General features: G+C 42.6%; 17 protein-coding genes, 1 other RNA gene and 1 pseudogene. 11 read left to right on the forward strand and 8 right to left on the reverse strand.

The window, feature by feature from the left end; translation table 11 throughout:
• Nucleotides 1–58: 58 nt before the first annotated feature.
• The 4 genes from dnaK to grpE form a co-directional block, all read right to left on the reverse strand.
• Nucleotides 59–1972, reverse strand: coding sequence for a molecular chaperone DnaK (gene dnaK, locus AB4209_RS00500; RefSeq protein ID WP_017059868.1), 1914 nt, complete (start codon nt 1970–1972; stop codon nt 59–61).
• Nucleotides 1973–2361: 389 nt separating this feature from the next.
• The gene (locus AB4209_RS00505) at nt 2362–3399 is read right to left on the reverse strand and encodes a polysaccharide lyase family 7 protein (RefSeq protein ID WP_017059866.1); all 1038 of its coding nucleotides are present in this window, start codon (nt 3397–3399) and stop codon (nt 2362–2364) included.
• A 257-nt stretch (nt 3400–3656) separates the two neighbouring features.
• On the reverse strand, nt 3657–4931 hold the full coding sequence (locus AB4209_RS00510; protein ID WP_102333754.1) for a dicarboxylate/amino acid:cation symporter: 1275 nt from the start codon (nt 4929–4931) through the stop codon (nt 3657–3659).
• A gap of 388 nt (nt 4932–5319) precedes the next feature.
• Nucleotides 5320–5901, reverse strand: a complete 582-nt coding sequence (gene grpE, locus AB4209_RS00515) for a nucleotide exchange factor GrpE (protein WP_019823922.1) — start codon at nt 5899–5901, stop codon at nt 5320–5322.
• 143 nt (nt 5902–6044) lie between these two features.
• On the opposite strand from grpE, the gene nadK reads away from it, so the two are divergent.
• The 3 genes from nadK to bamE all read left to right on the forward strand — a co-directional run bounded on the left by nadK (nt 6045) and on the right by bamE (nt 9415).
• The gene (gene nadK / locus AB4209_RS00520; RefSeq protein WP_017066747.1) at nt 6045–6929 is read left to right on the forward strand and encodes an NAD(+) kinase; all 885 of its coding nucleotides are present in this window, start codon (nt 6045–6047) and stop codon (nt 6927–6929) included.
• Nucleotides 6930–7223: 294 nt separating this feature from the next.
• A complete protein-coding gene (recN, locus tag AB4209_RS00525) occupies nt 7224–8888 on the forward strand; it encodes a DNA repair protein RecN (RefSeq protein WP_017098044.1) in 1665 nt (554 codons plus the stop codon).
• Between the two features lie 167 nt (nt 8889–9055).
• On the forward strand, nt 9056–9415 hold the full coding sequence (gene bamE / locus AB4209_RS00530) for an outer membrane protein assembly factor BamE (RefSeq protein WP_010438918.1): 360 nt from the start codon (nt 9056–9058) through the stop codon (nt 9413–9415).
• 171 nt (nt 9416–9586) lie between these two features.
• Here bamE and AB4209_RS00535 read toward each other — a convergent pair whose 3' ends face one another.
• Together AB4209_RS00535 and AB4209_RS00540 are read right to left on the reverse strand one after the other, a co-directional pair.
• Nucleotides 9587–9895 (reverse strand): RnfH family protein, encoded by a 309-nt coding sequence (locus tag AB4209_RS00535; RefSeq protein ID WP_016796754.1) that lies wholly within the window; start codon nt 9893–9895, stop codon nt 9587–9589.
• 3 nt (nt 9896–9898) lie between these two features.
• On the reverse strand, nt 9899–10327 hold the full coding sequence (locus tag AB4209_RS00540; protein WP_372054418.1) for an SRPBCC family protein: 429 nt from the start codon (nt 10325–10327) through the stop codon (nt 9899–9901).
• A gap of 119 nt (nt 10328–10446) precedes the next feature.
• Between AB4209_RS00540 and smpB the strand changes: the two genes are divergently transcribed.
• The 5 genes and pseudogenes from smpB (at nt 10447) to AB4209_RS00565 (ending at nt 15935) form a co-directional block, all read left to right on the forward strand.
• On the forward strand, nt 10447–10932 hold the full coding sequence (gene smpB, locus AB4209_RS00545; protein WP_004735156.1) for an SsrA-binding protein SmpB: 486 nt from the start codon (nt 10447–10449) through the stop codon (nt 10930–10932).
• Nucleotides 10933–10998: 66 nt separating this feature from the next.
• Nucleotides 10999–11365: a transfer-messenger RNA gene (ssrA, locus tag AB4209_RS00550) on the forward strand.
• A 182-nt stretch (nt 11366–11547) separates the two neighbouring features.
• Nucleotides 11548–12777, forward strand: a pseudogene (locus tag AB4209_RS00555) (integrase domain-containing protein).
• A gap of 416 nt (nt 12778–13193) precedes the next feature.
• A complete protein-coding gene (locus AB4209_RS00560; RefSeq protein ID WP_065607447.1) occupies nt 13194–13460 on the forward strand; it encodes an AlpA family transcriptional regulator in 267 nt (88 codons plus the stop codon).
• Nucleotides 13461–13586: 126 nt separating this feature from the next.
• Nucleotides 13587–15935, forward strand: coding sequence for a hypothetical protein (locus AB4209_RS00565; RefSeq protein WP_372054420.1), 2349 nt, complete (start codon nt 13587–13589; stop codon nt 15933–15935).
• 72 nt (nt 15936–16007) lie between these two features.
• Here the strand turns inward: AB4209_RS00565 and AB4209_RS00570 are convergent, their stop codons facing one another.
• Nucleotides 16008–16346, reverse strand: coding sequence for a hypothetical protein (locus tag AB4209_RS00570; RefSeq protein WP_371703307.1), 339 nt, complete (start codon nt 16344–16346; stop codon nt 16008–16010).
• A 13-nt stretch (nt 16347–16359) separates the two neighbouring features.
• The gene (locus AB4209_RS00575; protein WP_372054422.1) at nt 16360–17118 is read right to left on the reverse strand and encodes a PD-(D/E)XK nuclease superfamily protein; all 759 of its coding nucleotides are present in this window, start codon (nt 17116–17118) and stop codon (nt 16360–16362) included.
• A 153-nt stretch (nt 17119–17271) separates the two neighbouring features.
• Between AB4209_RS00575 and AB4209_RS00580 the strand changes: the two genes are divergently transcribed.
• The 3 genes from AB4209_RS00580 to AB4209_RS00590 are packed head-to-tail and all read left to right on the forward strand — an operon-like array spanning nt 17272 to nt 20692.
• Nucleotides 17272–17871: a restriction endonuclease subunit S gene (locus AB4209_RS00580; RefSeq protein WP_054542199.1), complete on the forward strand. Its 600-nt coding sequence runs from the start codon at nt 17272–17274 to the stop codon at nt 17869–17871.
• 6 nt (nt 17872–17877) lie between these two features.
• Nucleotides 17878–19422 (forward strand): type I restriction-modification system subunit M, encoded by a 1545-nt coding sequence (locus AB4209_RS00585; RefSeq protein ID WP_372054424.1) that lies wholly within the window; start codon nt 17878–17880, stop codon nt 19420–19422.
• Nucleotides 19412–20692 carry a restriction endonuclease subunit S gene (locus AB4209_RS00590; RefSeq protein WP_372054426.1) on the forward strand — a complete coding sequence of 427 codons (1281 nt, stop codon included), beginning with the start codon at nt 19412–19414 and terminating at the stop codon, nt 20690–20692. The genes AB4209_RS00585 and AB4209_RS00590 overlap by 11 nt, the downstream gene beginning before the upstream one ends.
• Nucleotides 20693–20701 lie beyond the last annotated feature (9 nt).

Here is a 20701-nt window from a genome sequence, read left to right on the forward strand (position 1 = left end):
AGCCTACGTTAGTAGGTGGACACTTCCGATAACGAAATCAGGCTACTCTGCGACGAAATTATTTTTTGTCTTCTTTAACTTCTTCAAACTCAGCGTCTACAACATCGTCGTCTTGCTTAGGTTGTTCACCAGCGTCAGCACCAGCTTGTTCAGCTTGAGCTTTCTGTTGAGCAATTTCCATTAGCTTTTGAGCTGCTTGCATAAGTTCTTGAACTTTAGCGTCGATAGCTTCTTTATCGTTACCAGACTTAACTTCTTCTAGTGCAGTGATAGCCGCTTCGATTTTAGCTTTCTCGTCTGCAGGTAAAGCTTCACCAGCTTCTTCTACTTGCTTCTTAGTGCCGTGAATCATTTGGTCAGCTTGGTTACGTGCAGTTACTAGCTCTTCGAACTTTTTGTCCGCTTCTTTGTTAGCTTCTGCTTCTTGTACCATTGCTTCGATCTCTTCCTCAGACAGGCCGCCTGATGCTTGGATAGTGATCTTCTGCTCTTTACCTGTTGCTTTATCTTTAGCAGATACGTTCAGGATACCATCAGCATCTAGGTCGAATGTTACTTCGATTTGTGGCATGCCACGTGGTGCTGGTTGGATACCTTCTAGGTTGAACTGACCAAGAGACTTGTTGTAAGTCGCTTGCTTACGCTCACCTTGAAGAACGTGGATAGTTACTGCGTTTTGGTTGTCTTCAGCTGTAGAGAACACTTGATCCGCTTTAGTAGGGATAGTTGTGTTTTTCTCGATAAGCTTAGTCATCACGCCGCCCATCGTTTCGATACCGAAAGATAGAGGAGTAACGTCTAGTAGTAGAACGTCTTTAACGTCACCAGCTAGTACACCACCTTGAACAGCAGCACCCATTGCAACAGCTTCGTCAGGGTTCACGTCTTTACGTGGCTCTTTACCGAAGAATTCAGTTACTTTAGCTTGAACCATAGGCATACGAGTTTGACCACCAACTAGGATAACGTCAGTGATTTCGCCTACAGATAGGTCAGCATCCGCTAGAGCAACTTTTAGTGGCTCAAGAGAACGTTGAACTAGGTCTTCAACTAGAGACTCAAGCTTCGCACGAGTCACTTTGATGTTCATGTGCTTAGGACCAGTCGCATCAGCAGTAACGTAAGGTAGGTTTACGTCAGTTTGAGTAGTAGAAGAAAGCTCGATTTTCGCTTTTTCTGCTGCTTCTTTAACACGCTGCATTGCTAGTGGATCAGCTTTAAGGTCGATACCTTGCTCTTTCTTGAACTCATCTACTAGGTAGTTGATCATGCGGTTATCGAAATCTTCACCACCAAGGTGAGTGTCACCGTTAGTTGAAAGAACTTCGAAAGTCTTCTCGCCTTCTACTTCATCGATTTCGATGATAGAGATATCGAATGTACCACCACCAAGGTCGTATACAGCGATAGTGCGATCACCACCTTGCTTGTCTAGGCCGTAAGCTAGAGCAGCAGCAGTTGGTTCGTTGATGATACGTTTAACATCTAGACCAGCGATACGGCCAGCATCTTTCGTTGCTTGACGTTGAGCATCGTTGAAGTAAGCAGGAACAGTTACTACTGCGCCAGTTACTTCTTCGCCTAGGAAGTCTTCAGCTGTTTTCTTCATTTTCTTAAGAACTTCAGCAGATACTTGAGGAGCAGCCATTTTTTGGCCTTGCGCTTCAACCCATGCATCACCGTTGTCAGCCTTAACAATGTTGAAAGGCATGATTTCGATATCGCGTTGAACTTCTTCATCTTCAAAACGACGACCGATTAGACGCTTAATTGCGTATAGCGTGTTTTGAGGGTTAGTAACTGCTTGACGTTTCGCAGGTTGACCAACTAGCGTCTCGCCGTCAGTGTATGCGATTACCGATGCTGTTGTGCGTTCGCCTTCAGCATTTTCTAGTACGCGTGGTTTGTCGCCGTCTAAAACAGCAACACAAGAGTTAGTAGTACCTAAATCAATACCAATGATTCGACCCATCAGGCTATCTCCGAAATATAATCTATATTAGTTTTTTGCTATACCCACATATGTGGGGGGCGGTAATCAGGGATTCAACCCTAATACACAAAATTAAAGTGCAAATGTAATTTGCTTTCGTATGCACCATAGATAAGGGCTGCAAACTGGTTTTCAAGGGAATAAGTAAAAAAAATCTATTTTTTCCCGTATCTTTTTACATAAAGGTAAAAAGTGACCGATCCCTTGCCAATTAAGGCTCCAATGTTGAGAAACTCTCGCATTTGTCGCCACATTGAAACCTCAACCCTATTCCAGATGCCATAAAAAAAGACCTTCATGTGGAAGGTCTTTTTCAAATAGATATTAATCAGTTAAATATTGTTCAAATGGTGACTGATTCAGCCATATTATTGGTTGAGCACTAACTGGTAGAAGCTCGCTTGAGTGTAATCACCCGCTTCCATACCACGCCATTCACAGGCTGAGCTCGACTTCTTAGTGTTGCATTGATTGTATGCGCCCGCCTTGAAGTACATCCAGTCCTGTCCATAACCAAGGTCGATATCATGCCCCTGATACTTACCCTTAGCCAAATCAACATCATACGTCTTCACAATAGGATCGGCTGAGTTTGGATTCTTAGTAAAGGTTAAGTGCATGATGTTATCTTTGATATTCACATCGTATGAGAACACTTCACCTAGCTTGATGCCATCAGCAGGGTCCGAGCTGCCTTTTTTCAGATTGTATTGACCAAATACATCATGGCGAATGTCTTTACGAAGTTTCTTTCCGTTTTCATCCTTCGCGTTTTTCATCTCTGTCGGCGGGTTTAACTCATAGTTCCACGTTAACGAACCATGCTCATGTTCTGGCAACTTGCGGTAAACAATTTTCAGAGGTTCATTATCCGACCCATGGATTTGACCAATAACCACAGAGAATGCACCGGTTTTCTTATAGTTACCGCTGGTGCTCACCTGATCAACAGAAAGTGTTGCCGTCATCTGGCCACCGATAGAGCCAAACTCTTCCGCGTTCTTATGGCTTGAAATCGCGAAGTTGTTGCTCGGCGCAGAGTAGCTATCCGCTAGCATCGCTCTTAGCTCACTACGCGTGTTTTTACTGTTTGGCGTCGTTGGAGCTGTATTCGGAGCCACAAACACCATCGCACCAGACTCGGCATCCGTGTAGAACCATTTAGGGTGAACGTAAGGCGTGTCTACATTCGACAGTTCCTTTTTACCAATCTCCAGCGTTTTACCTTTTCTAGACCCTTCAGTCGTCAGCTCCGGTAAGTTAATTTTCCATTTAGATAAATCGAAGTTTTGTGCTGGTGCTTTTGCAGGGTCAAGATTGAACTGTTGACCAATATCGTGATTAGAAGCAAGAGCGGGAGCGGCTAAAAGGCTGGCAGTCAGTAGGCTAAGGTAAGACAGCTTCATTATTGGGTTTCCTTTATGTCGTCATAATGTAGGTTGTCAGAACAATATAATAATATTGTATTATTATATGTGATCTATATTAAAGATTGAAAACTGATGACCCATTCAGCGCGAGTAAAAAGAAAAAATGAGACTTCGCACCAACATAGCCCCCTCTTTTAACTCAGCAGCAGACAGCCCAAAGCACTTATCATCAGAAACAAAAAAGCCCCGCTCTCATTGAGCGGGGCTTCTAATTATCGAATCTTAATTAAGAATTATGCTTCTGCTTTCTTTAGCTCAGCTTCTTCGTTAGCTTCAACGCCGATTTCGTTTTCAGATTTCGCTACGATAGTGTTAACCGCAGTATCACCAACAACGTTAGAAGAAGTACAGAACATGTCACAGATACGGTCAACAGCAGCAACAATCGCTAGACCTTCTGGTGGCAAACCTAGTTGGTGCAATAGAACACCGACCATAACCACACCACCACCAGGAACACCACCAGCACCGATAGAAAGTAGCAAGATAGTTAGACCTAGAGTAAAGATATCAGCAGTGTTGATTGGCTGACCGAATGCGTTTGCTACGAACATAGTTGCTAGTGCGATGTAGATAGATACACCAGACATGTTCATTGTTGCACCTAGTGGTACACCGAAACCTGCCACTGACTTAGATACGTTTAGTTTGTCCGTCAGAGTACGCATTGTTACTGGAATCGTCGCGTTCGAGCTTGCAGTCGATAGTGAGAAAAGGATTTGCTCACGAGTTGCACGTAGGAACTGCTTTGGAGAAATACCAGTGAATGAACCAACCATCATTGGGTAGAAGAAGAAGATCCAGAACACAAGCATCGCTACAACAAGCGCTACATAGCCAGCAACTGACATTAACGTGTTTGCATCAAGTGTTGCACCTAGTTGAATCATCAGAGCAAATACACCGTATGGCGCAAGGCTCATTACTAGGCCGATAAGCTTCATCATGATCTCGTTAGCCATCTTGAATGTCTTGATAGCTGGGCCACCACGAGAATCAAGAGCTTGGATAGCAAGACCAGTCAGAATAGCCATGAAGATGATTTGCAGCATGTCTCCACTTGCAAATGCTTCTACAGGGTTGCTAGGAACGATATTAACAACAAGAGAGAAGATATCTGGCGTTTCAGTTGTTGTAAGCGCAATTGTCTCAGAAACTGTACCCGCTAGATTCGCACCAGCACCCGGTTGGAAAATAAGACCAATCGTTAGCGCTGCAGAAATCGCGATGATGGTGTTAATAATGTAAAGACCAAAGGTTTTACCACCAAGACGACCAAATGAACGAATATCTTTTAGCTCAACAATACCGCAAACAATAGATACGTATACAAGAGGAACTACAAGCAATTTGATAAGTGATACGAACATACCACCAGCACCTTCGGCAGCGCCAAGTAGATACGTATCAAAAATAGCAATACCGCTGAATAGGTACTGAATAGCAGTACCAATAAGTAGACCGGCGAACAAGCCTACAAAAATTTTACTTGAGAGCGATTTATCCATCGTTCTTCTCCAGTTTGTTGTGTTTGAAATTTGTACTTTTATAGTTATATATGCGACCAAAATCGCTATATGGCAGTGAATTTTACATACAAAGATAACAATTAAAAGTATTTATTTACAAAAACACTACAAATGTGACATCAAAACATTTACTCAATCACAACAAGTTTCATAACACAAAACTCTAAATCGCTGATCTGAATGAAATAAAAAGAACGACATTCTTAATGCGGTTTTGATGCTTATTTACGTGGACTCTCAAGTTATAGGCACAAAAAAAGAGAGGCCTATACCTCTCTTTTTATTTTACGCAAACCAGTGATTTATTTTGTCGCTGCGACTAACTCAGTCAATGCACCAGTCAATCACTTGGCAACGTAATTCGTCATTACTTAGCAACCATAACCATCGCTGGGCGAACCACACGACCGTTTAGTTCGTAGCCTTTTTGCATCACAAACATAACCGTGTTTGACTCGTGGTCTGGGCTTTCTTGGATAGACATTGCTTGGTGGAATTCAGGGTTGAACGCTTCACCTTCAGGGTTGATCTCTTTAAGACCAAACTTAGCAACTGTATCTACGAACGTCTTGTGCGTTAGCTCAACACCTTCAAACAGTGGCTTAACCACCTCGTTTTCAGCGTCTGCCGCTTGCATTGCACGCTCTAGGTTGTCGATTACAGGAAGCAGACCTTCAGCAAACTTGTTCAAAGCGAATTTACGCGCTTTATCAATTTCTTGTTCGCTACGGCGACGCATGTTTTCAACTTCAGCTTTCGCGCGAAGAACAGAATCTTGCTGCTCTTTCACTTTAGATTCGCTAGAAAGCAGGGCAGCTTCCAGTTGAGCGATTTTTGCTTCCTGCTCATCAGCAGCGTCTTCATTCAGCTCAGCTTCTTCAACTTTCTCAGCTTCAGCGATGATCTGATCTAGCTCTTCTTCGGTTACTTTGTTTTCTTCGTTGCTCATGATATCTCCAGAATTCGTTTTCAATGCAAGTGACAGGCGTGTTTGCGCCCCAAATTGATATAAAACACTCGCATAGACGTTCAACTTGCCTTTATTATGGGGATGAAGAATTTTGATTCAAGCCTAATTCGTTTGGAAACGTTATGAAAAAGCCATTTGAAGTCATCGCCATTATTGGTAAACCTCGAGATCAGCAAGCAATTCAGACTCATAGAGAGCTCTATCAGTGGTTAAGTGCTGAGGGTTATCAAGTGTTTGTTGATGACAGACTCGCCACTATTTTAGACGACATCCCAAAAGAACATTTTTCTAGCCTGATTGAATTAGGTAAACGCGCCGATCTCGCCATTGTGGTCGGCGGCGACGGAAATATGCTCGGTGCCGCTCGAATCTTGTCACGTTTCGACATTTCAGTGATTGGTGTTAACCGAGGCAACCTTGGTTTCCTAACCGATCTCAACCCTGAAAACTTCCAGAGCGCGTTGACTGATGTTCTCAAAGGCGAGTTCATGGAAGAAGAGCGCTTCTTACTTGAAACGGAAATTCATCGTCACGGCCAGATAAAAAGCCACAATGCGGCACTTAATGAGGCAGTACTGCACCCCGGACAAGTGGCGCACATGATCGAGTTCGAAGTGTATATCGATGATAGCTTCGCCTTCTCACAGCGCTCTGATGGCTTAATCGTCTCAACACCGACAGGTTCTACCGCTTATTCGCTTTCTGGCGGCGGCCCTATCCTGTCATCAAGCCTAAATGCTATCTCACTAGTGCCAATGTTCCCGCACACCCTTTCAAGCCGCCCACTTGTGGTGGATGGAAAGCGTCGTATCAAGCTTATCGTATCGCCTGATAACCGCGGTACACAGGAAGTCAGCTGCGATGGCCAAATCTCGCTACCGGTTTCTCCTGGCGATGAGATCCATATTTACCAAAGCCCGAATGTACTCAAGCTGATCCACCCTAAAGACTACAACTACTACCATGTTCTACGTAACAAACTAGGCTGGTCGAGTAAGCTGTTCTAAAAGAATAAACGCTCCAGTGGTAACCGAAAATTTGAAAGGCTGACGACATTCGTCAGCCTTTTTCATTACCAGTAAAAAGCCCGCCAACTCTCTCTTCGTCTCAATGATTCACACCGTCATTCCCAAGAAGGAGGAACGACTGAGTTGGGAATCTATAGCGGTTTCAGTGATCTACGAACAACCTCAATTCTGATAACAGTCACAAAAAAATTTCACCCACCGACTTTACTGTATAAAGAAACAGTATATACTGAGCTTATATACAGTATTGTTCAGTTATACAGGTAAATAAAAATGCTGGCTCATCTAAGTGTTAATAATTTCGCTATTGTTAAGTCTTTACAGCTAGAACTCTCTAAAGGCATGACAACAATCACCGGAGAAACTGGTGCGGGTAAATCTATCGCTATCGATGCTTTAGGCTTATGTCTTGGGGGAAGATCCGATGCAGGAATGGTTCGACAAGGTGAAGAAAAAACCGAAGTCAGTGCCGCTTTTTTACTTGAGAACAATCTGCATGCTACCCGCTGGTTAGAAGACAACGAGCTGCTTGATGGCGGTGAATGCATATTACGTAGAACCATCTCTAAAGAAGGTCGTTCTCGCGCATTCATTAACGGCAGTCCTGTCCCTCTTTCACAGTTGAAATCGCTTGGGCAGCTGTTGATCAACATTCATGGTCAACATGCGCATCATCAGTTGATGAAGAGCGATTACCAAATGGCCATGCTTGATCAATACGCAGGCCACTTGAACCTGTTGAAATCGACACGTAATGCTTACCAAGCCTGGCGACAAGCCGATAACCACTTGAAAGAGTTACGTGAAAATAGCCAGCAAAATCAAGCTCAAAAACAACTTCTTGAATACCAAATCAAAGAGTTAAATGAGCTGTCTATTGGGGAGGAAGAATATGAAGACCTCGAACAAGAGCATAAGCGCCTCTCCAATAGCGGAGAACTGGCCACAACCTGTCAGCAAGCTATCGAGCTTATTTATGAAGGCGAAGAAGTTAATGCGCTTGGTATTCTGCAATCGGCCAATAACTCCTTAATTCAGCTAGCTGAGCTAGATGAAAGATTAGCCGAGTTACCAAACTTGCTTTCCGAAGCCATTATTCAGATTGAAGAAACCAACAACGAGTTAAGAACATACCTAGACAGCATTGATGTTGATCCCGGTCGTATGGCTTACGTTGAGGAGCGTTTCTCTAAAGTGATGTCGATGTCTCGTAAACACCACGTGTTACCTGAAGAGCTGTATAAGCACCATCAAGACTTACTACAACAAGTTGAAGCGCTTGATTGCTCTGATGAAAAATTAGAAGAACTGGCAAACGAGGTGGAAAACCAATACCAATCGTTCGTTGCTAAATCAGAGAAGCTTCATAAATCTCGAACTCGTTACGCAAAAGAGCTCAACAAGCTGATCACGCAAAGCATGCACGAACTGAGCATGGAAAAAGCGCAGTTTGCCATTGAAGTGAACAACACCAACACACACCCTTCTCCATTGGGTATGGATAACGTGACCTTCATTGTTTCGACCAACCCAGGCCAACCGATGCAGCCGATTGCGAAAGTGGCCTCTGGTGGTGAGTTATCACGAATCTCATTAGCGATTCAGGTGATCACAGCGCAAAAAGTGGATACACCAAGCCTGATTTTCGATGAAGTCGATGTGGGTATCAGTGGACCAACCGCTGCGGTTGTCGGAAAAATGCTACGTAAGCTGGGCGAATCGACACAAGTTATGTGCGTGACTCACTTACCTCAAGTTGCCGGTTGCGGTCACCAACAACTTTTTGTAGCGAAGAACACTAAATCAGGTAAAACCGAGACTCAAATGCACACGCTTGATGAGCAACAACGCGTTTCAGAGCTTGCTCGACTGCTTGGTGGCAGCCAGATTACCGAATCGACGCTTGCCAACGCAAAAGAGTTATTAATCGCAGCTTAGGTTACATATTCGGCAACTTTCTGATAATTTACCGAAAATTCTTGGCAATTTTGCAACTTAATTCAAAATTGCCAGTCATAACAAGCTCAAAGCGCAAGGAGCTTTTTACTTCTTGCTGGAGCTTGTTTATTATCAGGCAGTATTTTAGCGAAGAAAGATCTCAAACTATGCGAATTAAAAAGTGGTTAGTTGCAGTTCCACTTGCACTAACAATGTTGACCGGTTGCTCTCTATTAGAGAAGTTGGTTTATCGAATTGACATCAATCAGGGTAACTATGTTGAACAGGAAGCTGTCGATCAGCTCAAGTTTGGCATGACAAAAACACAAGTTCGTTACGTTATGGGCTCACCTATGCTTATCGAAAATGGCTACCCAGATACGTGGTACTACATTTACCACCACACAAAAGGCCATGAAGACTCGATTCAAAAAAATCTTGTTGTTAACTTTGATGCAACAGGCACCTTAGTGACGATCAATGGTGATTTTGAAGCCAGTGATGAATTCTTCGAAAGCCTTCGCTAGCTTTCAACTAACAAAGCTTTCCAGTCAAAAGCAAGAATCGCAAAAGCCTGCTCATATGAGCAGGCTTTTTAATATCTGCTAACAAATGAGACTGTAGACTGTATTGTCTAACAAACAGATGAAAAAAAGCTCGCTAATGCGAGCTTCTTTATCATTCAAATTTGTTTGGTATTACGATTTAGCCGCCGCTTTCGCTTGTTCAGCACGCTTACGGCGAATTTCTTTTGGATCGGCTAACAGTGCTCGATAAATTTCGATACGATCTTTATCTCGAACGGTTGCATCTAACTTAACGTTGCGGCTGTATACGCCAACTTTATTTTTCGCCAAGTCGATTTCTGGATACAACTCTAAAACACCAGACTGCGCAATAATCTCTTCAACGGTCGCGTTCTTATTTACCACTAAGGTAAATACACGCTGCTCATGTGGAAGCGCAAACACAACTTCTACGTGGATCATATCTGATTCAATAGTCATGGCTTAGTAAACCTGTTTCGCTCGTTGAGTAAAAGCACAGACCATATTGCTTGTCAGTTCATTGAAAATCTTGCCAAATGCCATTTCAATCATTCGACTAGAAAATTCAAACTCTAGTTTAAGTTCAACCTTACATGCTTGGTCGTCTAGAGGAGTGAAATACCAGCCCCCCTCCAGCTTCTTAAACGGGCCATCTACCAGCTCCATTAGAATTTCAGCACCATCCGCCATTCGATTCGACGTAGTGAATGTTTTACTGATACCAGCTTTAGAGACATCAACCGAAGCCACCATCGCGGAATCTGAAGATTCGATCACACGAGAACCAGAACATCCTGGCAAAAACTCAGGATAACGAGCAACATCATTGACCAAGCTGAACATCTGGTCGGCACTAAAAGACACTAATGCTGAACGAGTAACCTTTGGCATATAGACTCCTGTTAAAGACAGCGTTACATTAACACAAACTGCAATTTTAATTGTATTGGGCCAGAGCGCAAATAAAAAGGATTCCCCATCTAGGGCGCATTCCGTATAATGAGGCCATTATGGCAAAGAATAAATCAAAATCAAAAGCCGGTAGTAATACCATTGCGCTTAATAAGAAAGCTCGCCACGAATATTTCATCGATGATGAGATAGAAGCGGGGCTTGAGCTACAAGGCTGGGAAGTAAAATCCCTACGTGAAGGCAAAACCAATATCGCAGAAAGCTACGTATACATCCGAGATGGCGAAGCATTCATCAGTGGTATGACGATTACTCCGCTAACTCAAGCGAGTACTCATATCGTGGCGAACCCAACACGTATCCGTAAACTATTAATGTCGAGAAAAGAACTCGACAACCTTATCGGTCGTATTAACCGTGAAGGCATGACGCTTGTCGCAACCGCACTTTACTGGTCTCGCTCTTGGGCGAAGATTAAAGTTGGCGTAGCGAAAGGTAAAAAGCTGCACGATAAACGTACTGATATGAAAGAAAAAGATTGGGCGAGAGATAAAGCACGAATTATGAAGAGTAATTTGCGTTAATTTTAAGCACTTAAACGCACAGTGCTAGACAGGGTAAGCTTTTCTGGTACTATGCAAATAACACTTGGGGCTGATTTAGGATTCGACAGGAATTTTGAAGTCTGAGGTGCATGCCGTGGGGCGGTTGGCCACGTTAAAAGCCGCAAAAAAATAGTCGCAAACGACGAAAACTACGCACTAGCAGCTTAATAACCTGCTCAGAGCTCTCTTACCCTAGCTTCCGCTCGTAAGACGGGGACCAATAAGAGATCAAACCCAAACTAGCTAGCGTGGCTTCTCCCACCTGAGAGGAAAAGCGCGAATTATAATTCAGGTTAGCCTTTAACTAGCGTGTCGGTTCGCAGGTTGCTGGTGAAATTAAAGATCGACTAAGCATGTAGTACCAATGATGAATGATTTTTGGACGCGGGTTCAACTCCCGCCAGCTCCACCAAACGTTTGGAACGGGACATCTCAGGATGTCCCGTTTTTGTATCTGAAGCCTTATAAAATAGGGCCTCTATAGATCACCGCGTCTCATACCGTTTCACTAAACCTCGGTCTTAAAGTAACATACGATGTAACACCACCAGCAGTGTTACCAATCTAGTGTTACATCAGTCAGAGGAAGACAGAATGGCTAAATCAATCAAGCCCTTATCTACTACGCAAGTGAGTAAAGCGAAGCCACAAGACAAAGAATACTCTCTAGGTGACGGTAACGGGTTACTACTAAGAATAAAGCCCAACGGCACTAAGTCTTGGATTTTCAATTACACCCACCCAGTGACCAAAAAACGCAAGAATATCGGTCTCGGCGTATTTCCAGACATTACTCTATTATCGGCAAGAGAGAAGACACGATAAATGCGTCAACTTGTTGCGGAAGGAATAGATCCAAAAACGCATAGAGATAACAAGTTAGTGGCTGAGCAACTTGCAGTTGAAGACACTTTAAAAACCGTAGCTATGGAATGGTTTGAGTTAAAGCGCGACTCTGTATCAAGCGACTATGCTGACGACATTTGGCGTTCGCTAGAACTGCACATTTTCCCAAACCTGGGGCAGCTACCTATATGCGATATACGTGCTCCAACTGTCATTAAACAATTGAGACCTTTAGAACAACAAGGTTCATTAGAAACTGTCAAACGTGTTTGTCAGCGTATAAATGAGGTCATGATCTACGCAACTAATATGGGAAAGATTGAAGCTAACCCATTAGCAGGTATCAAACAGGTTTTCAGAAAACCTAAAACCATGCATATGAAAACGATAGAACCAGAAAATCTTAGTTTTCTGATGAACGCCATGTCAAAAGTAAATACTAAAATGGCGACTCGCTGTGCCTTTGAATTTCAACTTCATACGTTAACCCGTCCCGTTGAGTGTGCCACCGCAGAGTGGAGCGAAATTGACACTGACAAAAGGCTTTGGGTTATACCAAAAGAAAAAATGAAGATGAAGCGGGATCATAAAATACCTTTAACTGACGCTACTCTTCAATTGTTAGAGTTCATGAAGCCCATCTCATTTGGACAGCAGTATATATTCCCAAGTAGCAAAACCCCAAACAGCCATATGAATAGCCAGTCGGTTAATGCCGTAATTAAGAGAGCTGGAATGGCGGGAATACTAGTAAGCCACGGTATGCGTTCGATCGGTAGTACAGCTTTGAACGAACAGGGATTTGATAAAGATGCAATCGAACTTTGTCTTGCCCATGTTGATCAAAATACTATTCGCGACATTTATAACAACGCAGAATACTTAGAAAAGCGCCGAAACATCATGGCCTGGTGGAGTGACTACATTTTAACCGCCTCTTTCAACGCAAACACTATAGCCAAACCCACCCCAGCGTGACAAGTGTCACACTTTACATTGTTTTAGTTACTTATCATTGACTTAAGATCATCAAATAAATTATATCTAGATGCATCCAGACGAATAAGTAACTTTAACAACAGGAGAAAAATACAGAACACGTAAACACCATCAAATTCAATTTGGTGTATACCACAGCAATACTTTTGATTCATTTATATATCTCTAGTAGCTATTTTTAGCTCTACGCTTGTGTTTTAAAGAAAATTTTTGTGCCTGAGACTATTCCTTTCGCATAAAAGCTTACATTCAAACTAATTCTATTTTTACATAGGATCTGTCTACCTACACATGTGGGTTGCACAACCATGTCAAATGGAATGGCAAGCATAGATGCAGAGCAACTACTAAGAGAACTTACGCAAACTGTAATTAAATGAATTGGAAGTCTCTCTATGAACACAAATTTCCGCATCGAACGTAAAACTGAAGTTCTAAAACGTATCCCTTTCTCAAAAGCGACACTTCACCGCAAAATCAATGATGGCACATTCCCGCCCTCAATACCTCTTGGAGCAAACTCCGTTGGCTTTCTGTCGCATGAAGTCGATATGACGATCCTTGCTATGGCGACTGGGCAAGATTTGCGTGAAACCGTTTCTGACTTACTAGTTCAGAGACAATCTCTACTTGAAAACACTTTCTATCAATCAGCAGCTTAACAACTAGTTGATATTGCATGCTTTAGCATGCTCGCAGATAAAAAGGGAAAGTGGAGCTTTTCTAAATATATATACATAACTAACAAATACTCCACTTTCCTCTTAAAAATAAATTAAGAGGTAGAGATGAACCATATCGCAGTCGGCCAATCATTCGGTCACCAAGTTGTATCTAACCATGAGTTACCAACAGTCAGGGTGTTAGCACACCCTAAGATTCAATATTCATCATCAGATACTCAGTACAGAGTTGTAGCACCACCCAATGATGTCACTTCAAATGTCTCCGAGATATGCCGCTACTACTTAGATGCAAAGCAAGAAATTAACAGCGTAATTGTCGATTCTAAAAACTATGCCGCTCGCACGGCTGGTGTATTTAGATCCAACTTTTATAAGCATCGACTGCCAATATACGACACATCCAACGACAAGGTTTTTAAGGCCGATGACGAGATCGCATACCTTTACGCTGGCTATCAAGCAACAAAAGATGCTGAGTTACTGCAATTAGCCTCCTCAGTTGCAGTTAAATACATACCTCTGACTTTTGAAACTGCGAAAGATCTAACTTCTTTCTACCTAGAAGAATCAGATCGGGAAATTGCCACTCAGTCCCTTGATCAATATATCGCTAATAACCGCATATTGATTGAAAGAAATCTCACCATCAGTGACTGTTTTAGGCAATATAGAGTGCCGTCGATTAACACATTAACCGATCACCCTAGTTTTACAGCAAGCCATACCATTGCAGTAAAAGCAAAGACGGGGGTTGGAAAAACAAAGCATGTATTCAGCCCTATCGCCCAGAACGCTGGTAAAGAGAACAAGGTTGTCTACGTATCGCATTTGATTGCACTTGTTGATCAGTTTTGTAAAAACAACAATGCGACAAATTACCAATCTAATGCCTTGTTTGGCATTGAACGCGCAAACTCTCTTGCGCTTGTCATTAACAGCATACAAAAGCCACACTTACTCAATGCTGCACTCAACTGTGATGTATTGATTATCGATGAATTTGAAAAAGTACTTAGTGCCGTAGTCTGCTCAGATAACAACCCGCAGATGGATGCCGACCTCGTTTTCCTAGTACTGTGTGATGTAATACACAGTGCTAAAAAGGTTATCGTCGGCGATGCTGATCTGAGTAATATCAGCCTTTCGTTTCTAAGAAGTCTCCGAGGTGATCTGACGGTATTGGATTGCACAGAGAACCCTTACAAGAACATCACAGCAGAAATTCAAAGTAAAGACGTATTCCTCCAGCAACCAGAGCTTAAGAAGGTACTTCTTTCTGATCGAGTGTTTCTATTTGATAGCCGTCAAACGCTTAAACAAACCCTAGTTGATCTAGGTTTTAAAAATCATAAAGGATTAGATTGTGCAGATGTCGCACTAGAACAGAATGTTTTAGTCGTACATGGTGACAACAAGGACAAACCAGCGCAGAAGGCATTTTTGGCAGCCCCTAATGAAGAGGTTCACAAGTATGCGGCAATACTTTCCTCCCCTTGCTTAGGGTCTGGTTTCTCTATTGAGACCGATTACACTGATAAAGTACATGTAATCTGTGACAAAACACTCACACCTCAGGAACTCGTCAATTTCTCACGTCGATTTAGAAAGGCGAAGAATATTTGCTTTTCAGTCCAAACTTTTGTCAAATTCAGGCAGCATCGTGACTTCTCTGTACTGGAAACCCAAAAAGACAAAGATAAATTGAAAAATTCCGTTTTTGAAAGAAAAGAAAAACAAAACTTTTCATTAGCGTTATCTCTTTTTCATACACTAAAATACTTAGGTTTTGATGTAAGAGTCACAACATCTGGGCCAAATCTACAAAACGACGCTTTTCTTTCAAATAAATTGAAAAAAAAGCAGATGGATGATCGTTTCATTCAGGCAATCATCGACAGCCCAGACCTTTCAAAAGAAAAAAAACAAAAATTGACTCATTCAAATGAAAAAGATTCACTGGATATCGCAGCTTTGAAAAAGTACGACCTTAAAAAGATCTACCTTCTTGAGTCGGTAACACATGAAGATATCAAATTTGACTGGTCGTTTAATCGCGAATTGTTTAATTATCTGCCGTTTGTGGAAACTGATGAGCTGATTTTCAACAAAAAGAACTATGATCCTAACAAGCATAAATCAGCGAAAATCATTCATTCAATTGTACTTGGGTGCTATCACTTCGATGATGAGAAATCTCAACTGTTCATACACAAATCCGATGTAATCAACATAGCAAACAACCTTGCTAAACATGAAAAGTTGCTCAGTCACTATCTAAAGGACTACACAAGAATAAAAACAGTAGATACCCAAGGTAAAGCAACCAGCATGGTTAGATCTGTTCTCAAATCGATCGGTATCGAGATGCCTGGATATAGTGGCAATACAAAAAAATCACGGCTCAGCCTGCACCCAAACACCAAGCGATACCTGAGTTACCTCAACTCTTAAGCAATAAAAGACGGGTTAGCCAATAGCTAACCCAATTCAACATAGTTTATGGTATTGCATAAGTGTCTGTCGCTACTCAGCCATTAGTTTGTCGTACTGATGTGCGTAATAAGAATCATCGTTACGACAACTATCACACTGCAAACACTCGGTGTCATCCGCCAACTCGATAGCTTCAAGTAGTTCATCACCATCTAACTTCACACAACAACCATTATGATGACCACCAGGGTCTGTTGATCCTGTACAGTGCTGCGACAGCCATGGTGATAGAACATACTTCTGAGCATGGCTCAGGCTATCGAAACTCTTCTCAATAGCTAATTTAGCAATGCCTGACACTTTCTGCTCTTCGTTATCAAAAACACCACGCTCTAGTAGAGCAGCCAATAGTTTCTCAGTTACAGTCATAGATTAAATCTCCTTAATTTAAGTTTGGTAAACATTCAGTGATCCCTGCTCGTAAGGTTCTTAAATTGTTTAAATACGGTAGGTAATCACGGCTTTGTCCCCCATGCCTTGCGATAAAATTGTGGAAATCACGTTGGCAATCTAGGTACTCGTCAAAGAACTCTCCACACTGTTCATTTTTTCTCATCGCTTGGTTGAAGCGCTTTCGAGAGTATGAATCCAGCATTTTCAGCCCAGGGTGATTAGCTTGAAATAGCTCAGAACCTTGCTCAAACCTTGCCGCAACAAGCTCCAATGCATATTGCTTATTCACATTCGCAAGGAGGCTATCAAAGTCCATCACTATTAATCTCTCACCTGAGTTAAGTGCCTTGTCGTACATAAACTCCAACGCACCACGCTTAATGTTCTTCAACGGATCTTCGTAAACAAATAGAGTGGCTTCAGCATCACTGATCAGTGCGTTCTCATAGACCAGTGGGTACTTTTCATCTGTCGTCCCCGAGTCTTCCTGATACTTACACTCAATGTTCAATGTGTTGAACAAGCGAGTTTTGGTGATCTTGTTACCTTGGAAATCCAAGGTTTCAAATGTCAGAGATATGTTCTCCGCTCTGAACTCCATCTTGGTTTTGCGCTTGGTTGAATAAGCACTGTAGATAGATGGATAAGGAATATCTTTAATCACATTTACGCCAGGGATTTGCTTAAGTACTGCAAAGATCTTTGACTCAAATGCTTTACCATTTTGTACCGCTTTTTGTCCGCTCATGATTTTTGCTCCATTCGTTTACTGCAAATAATCTTATGATCGGTTTGAAATTTAGTCAACTTAAAATTTGCAGTTTTTTATTCCTGCATTTTTTCTTGACGTATTTGCTTAAAGTAACCACAATGGATGCAAGTTAAAGTTTGAGGTGTTGGAATGAGACTACGACTATCAGAGGTAGCGGATATTCATGCTGGCTACCCATTTCGCGGGTCAATCAAGCATGACCCAAATGCTTCCGTCCAAGTCGTGCAAGCAAAAGACATCAGTGATCTGGGTGAGTTGCAAAGCGCTGAGTTGGTGAGAACGGAATTAACAGGTAAGAAGCAGCCTATGTGGCTTGAACAAGGCGATGTTCTGTTCATTGCCAAGGGGATGAGAACCTATGCTGCCTACGTTCCTGAACAACTAGAAGACGTAATTAGTTCTCCTAGCCTGTTTCAGATCCGTATCAAGTCATCGCAACGCGATAAGATAAACCCAATGTTCTTAGCTTGGCAGCTCAATCAAAAGCCTGTGCAGCAGTACTTTAGAAAGAGTGCTGAAGGCAGCACACAAACAAACATTAGAAAACCAGTATTGGCCGATGTTGAGCTAGCGATACCAGAGATAGAAAAACAGAACACTATTGCCAAGCTTTATGCAGCAAGCATCAAAGAAAATGCATTGCTTTATAAGCTTATAAATAATCGTCAGCAGCAGCTTAATGCTATAGCTACTGACTTAATCCAGAATTCTGAACAATTTAAGGGCTAGGAAATCATGCCACACACTAAAATCAATCAAGATGACATCAACAAAGCGGTATGGGGAGCGTGTGACACCTTCCGAGGTACGGTTGATCCGTCTATCTACAAAGATTTCATCCTTACTACTTTGTTCCTTAAATACATCTCTGATGTTCACCAAGACAAGTACGATGAACTGAAAGAAGAGTATGGTGACATCCCTGAACTGATCTCAGAAATGATGGAAAGCCAGTCTTTCAAAATCCCTGTAGGTTCAACATTCTGGGATTTGTACGAAGCTCGTCATGAGCCTGGTAATGGTTCTCGTATCGACCAAGCTCTCCATGCTATTGAAGAAGCTAACGGCACTAAGCTAAAGAATGTCTTCCAAGACATTAGCTTCAATACCGATAAACTAGGTGACGAAAAGCAGAAAAACGACATCCTTCGCCATCTGTTGGAAGACTTTGGTAAAGAGACCCTAAACCTACGCCCAAGCCGTGTTGGTTCGCTAGATGTGATTGGTAACGCTTACGAGTACCTCATCAAACACTTCGCTGCTGGCAGCGGTAAATCTGCGGGTGAATTCTATACCCCACCAGAGGTATCTGACCTACTCTCGATTATCCTAGAACCACAACAAGGCGATAGCATCTGTGACCCTGCATGTGGCTCAGGCTCGCTACTGATGAAATGTGGTAAGCAAGTGCAGAACAACTTTGCAGGCTCTAAGCAATACGCCTTGTTTGGTCAGGAAGCGATTGGTTCAACCTGGTCACTAGCGAAGATGAACATGTTCCTACACGGTGAAGATAACCACCGTATTGAGTGGGGCGATACCATTCGTAATCCTAAGCTACAAGACAAAGAAGGCGGACTGCTGCACTTTGATGTAGTAACAGCGAACCCTCCGTTCTCTCTTGATAAATGGGGCTTTGAAGATGCAGGTAATGACCACTTTGGCCGCTTCCGTCGTGGTATTCCACCTAAGACCAAGGGTGACTATGCGTTTATCTCACACATGATTGAGACGCTCAAACCCGCTTCTCAAGGTAAAAAAGGCGGTCGCATGGGTGTAGTTGTGCCTCACGGTGTGCTATTCCGCGCATCAAGTGAAGGTAAAATCCGTAAGCAACTCATTGATGAAAACCTTCTAGATGCCGTAATTGGTCTACCTGAAAAGCTGTTCTTCGGTACGGGTATTCCTGCGGCAATTCTTATCTTCAAAAAGCAGAAAGACGACCCTTCTCATAACAATACGGTGCTGTTTATTGATGCCTCTCGTGAGTTCAAGTCTGGTAAGAACCAAAACCAGCTAACGCCAGAGAACATTCAGAAGATTGTTGATACCTACAAGGCGCGTGAAACCACCGACAAATACTCATATCTAGCTTCGCTAGAAGAGATTGCCGAGAACGATTACAACCTTAATATTCCTCGCTATGTCGATACCTTCGAGGAAGAAGAAGAAATTGATTTGGTTACGGTTCGTACTGAGCGTTTGGCATTGCAGAATAAACTAGCTGACCTAGAAGCTGAAATGGCAGGTTACCTAGAGGAGTTGGGTTATGGTGCCTAGTGGTTGGAATGATGGTCGAGTAGGAGATCTGGTTTCTGGGTTAGAATCAGGTGTTAGTGTTAACGGAGAAGATCGGCAGCTAGCTGAAGGTGAAAAAGGTGTCTTGAAAGTAAGTGCTGTGTCTTATGGTGCTTTTGATGAAAATGCGGTCAAAGCGATCACTTCTGGAGAAGAGCTAAAACGAGCAAAAACACACCCTAAAAAAGGCCAGATCATCATCAGTCGCAGCAATACAGAAGAATTAGTTGGTGCTAGTGCTTACATAGAATCCAATTTCGATAGCTTATTTTTACCAGATAAGCTTTGGCAAACGATCCCTAAGACTAACTCTGATATGAAGTGGCTGAGTTACGTGTTGGCTTCTGAGCACTCACGCTATACGCTATCAAACTTAGCCACAGGCACAAGTGGCTCTATGAAGAACATTACAAAAGGTGAGCTACTCGGATTAAAAGTAAGTATTCCACCGCTCCCAGAACAACGCAAAATCGCCAAAATTCTCTCAACATGGGACAAAGCGATTGCCACCACAGAAAAGCTGATTGGAACCAGTAAGCAGCAGAAAAAAGCCCTGATGCAGCAGCTTTTGACGGGTAAGAAGCGTTTGCGCTCTTTACCAAAAGATGGGGCTGAAACGGGTAAGGCGTTTGAGGGAGAGTGGGAAGAGGTTAAGTTAAGTCATTTATTTGACCGAATGACAGAAAAAAACAAAGGGCAAAGCACTAATGTTGTAACGATCTCTGCGCAGCATGGCCTAATTAGGCAGCAAGAGTTTTTCAAAAAGTCAGTCGCGTCTGAGACACTCGATAATTACTTTATCTTGCGTAAAGGGCAGTTTGCTTATAACAAAAGTTACTCTAATGGTTACCCCATGGGGGCAATTAAGCGGCTAAATAGATATGAAGACGCTGTAGTGACGAGCCTTTATATCTGCTTCGAAATAAAGGATGAGGCCAAGACGTCAAGCTGCTTTATGGAGCAATACTTTGAATCTGGTTTGCTAAACCGTGGGTTAACAAAAGTAGCAGCAGAAGGTGGTCGAGCACATGGATTATTAAATGTGAAGCCTTCTGACTTTATGGGATTGAGTCTAATTGTCCCTACTTTTGACGAACAACAAAAAATCGCCTCAGTCCTTACAGCTGCCGACAAAGATATTGAGGTGATTCAAGCCAAGCTTGCTCACTTTAAACAAGAGAAAAAGGCGTTGATGCAGCAGTTGTTGACGGGGAAGCGCCGTGTGAAAATCGATGAGGTTGAAGCCGCTTAATCGAGGGTT

It is taken from the genome of Vibrio sp. 10N.286.48.C11 (assembly GCF_041469805.1).
Lineage (GTDB): Bacteria > Pseudomonadota > Gammaproteobacteria > Enterobacterales > Vibrionaceae > Vibrio > Vibrio crassostreae_C.

Bases quoted from the DNA above. Each gene is read 5' to 3' on its own strand.
- AB4209_RS00590 (WP_372054426.1), top strand. From the start codon at position 19,412: ATGGTGCCTAGTGGTTGGAATGATGGTCGAGTAGGAGATCTGGTTTCT.
- dnaK (WP_017059868.1), bottom strand. From the start codon at position 1,972: ATGGGTCGAATCATTGGTATTGATTTAGGTACTACTAACTCTTGTGTT.
- AB4209_RS00540 (WP_372054418.1), bottom strand. From the start codon at position 10,327: ATGCCAAAGGTTACTCGTTCAGCATTAGTGTCTTTTAGTGCCGACCAG.
- AB4209_RS00575 (WP_372054422.1), bottom strand. From the start codon at position 17,118: ATGAGCGGACAAAAAGCGGTACAAAATGGTAAAGCATTTGAGTCAAAG.
- AB4209_RS00570 (WP_371703307.1), bottom strand. From the start codon at position 16,346: ATGACTGTAACTGAGAAACTATTGGCTGCTCTACTAGAGCGTGGTGTT.
- bamE (WP_010438918.1), top strand. From the start codon at position 9,056: ATGCGAATTAAAAAGTGGTTAGTTGCAGTTCCACTTGCACTAACAATG.
- AB4209_RS00580 (WP_054542199.1), top strand. From the start codon at position 17,272: ATGAGACTACGACTATCAGAGGTAGCGGATATTCATGCTGGCTACCCA.
- AB4209_RS00560 (WP_065607447.1), top strand. From the start codon at position 13,194: ATGAACACAAATTTCCGCATCGAACGTAAAACTGAAGTTCTAAAACGT.
- grpE (WP_019823922.1), bottom strand. From the start codon at position 5,901: ATGAGCAACGAAGAAAACAAAGTAACCGAAGAAGAGCTAGATCAGATC.
- AB4209_RS00505 (WP_017059866.1), bottom strand. From the start codon at position 3,399: ATGAAGCTGTCTTACCTTAGCCTACTGACTGCCAGCCTTTTAGCCGCT.
- nadK (WP_017066747.1), top strand. From the start codon at position 6,045: ATGAAAAAGCCATTTGAAGTCATCGCCATTATTGGTAAACCTCGAGAT.
- AB4209_RS00565 (WP_372054420.1), top strand. From the start codon at position 13,587: ATGAACCATATCGCAGTCGGCCAATCATTCGGTCACCAAGTTGTATCT.
- recN (WP_017098044.1), top strand. From the start codon at position 7,224: ATGCTGGCTCATCTAAGTGTTAATAATTTCGCTATTGTTAAGTCTTTA.
- AB4209_RS00510 (WP_102333754.1), bottom strand. From the start codon at position 4,931: ATGGATAAATCGCTCTCAAGTAAAATTTTTGTAGGCTTGTTCGCCGGT.
- AB4209_RS00535 (WP_016796754.1), bottom strand. From the start codon at position 9,895: ATGACTATTGAATCAGATATGATCCACGTAGAAGTTGTGTTTGCGCTT.
- smpB (WP_004735156.1), top strand. From the start codon at position 10,447: ATGGCAAAGAATAAATCAAAATCAAAAGCCGGTAGTAATACCATTGCG.
- AB4209_RS00585 (WP_372054424.1), top strand. From the start codon at position 17,878: ATGCCACACACTAAAATCAATCAAGATGACATCAACAAAGCGGTATGG.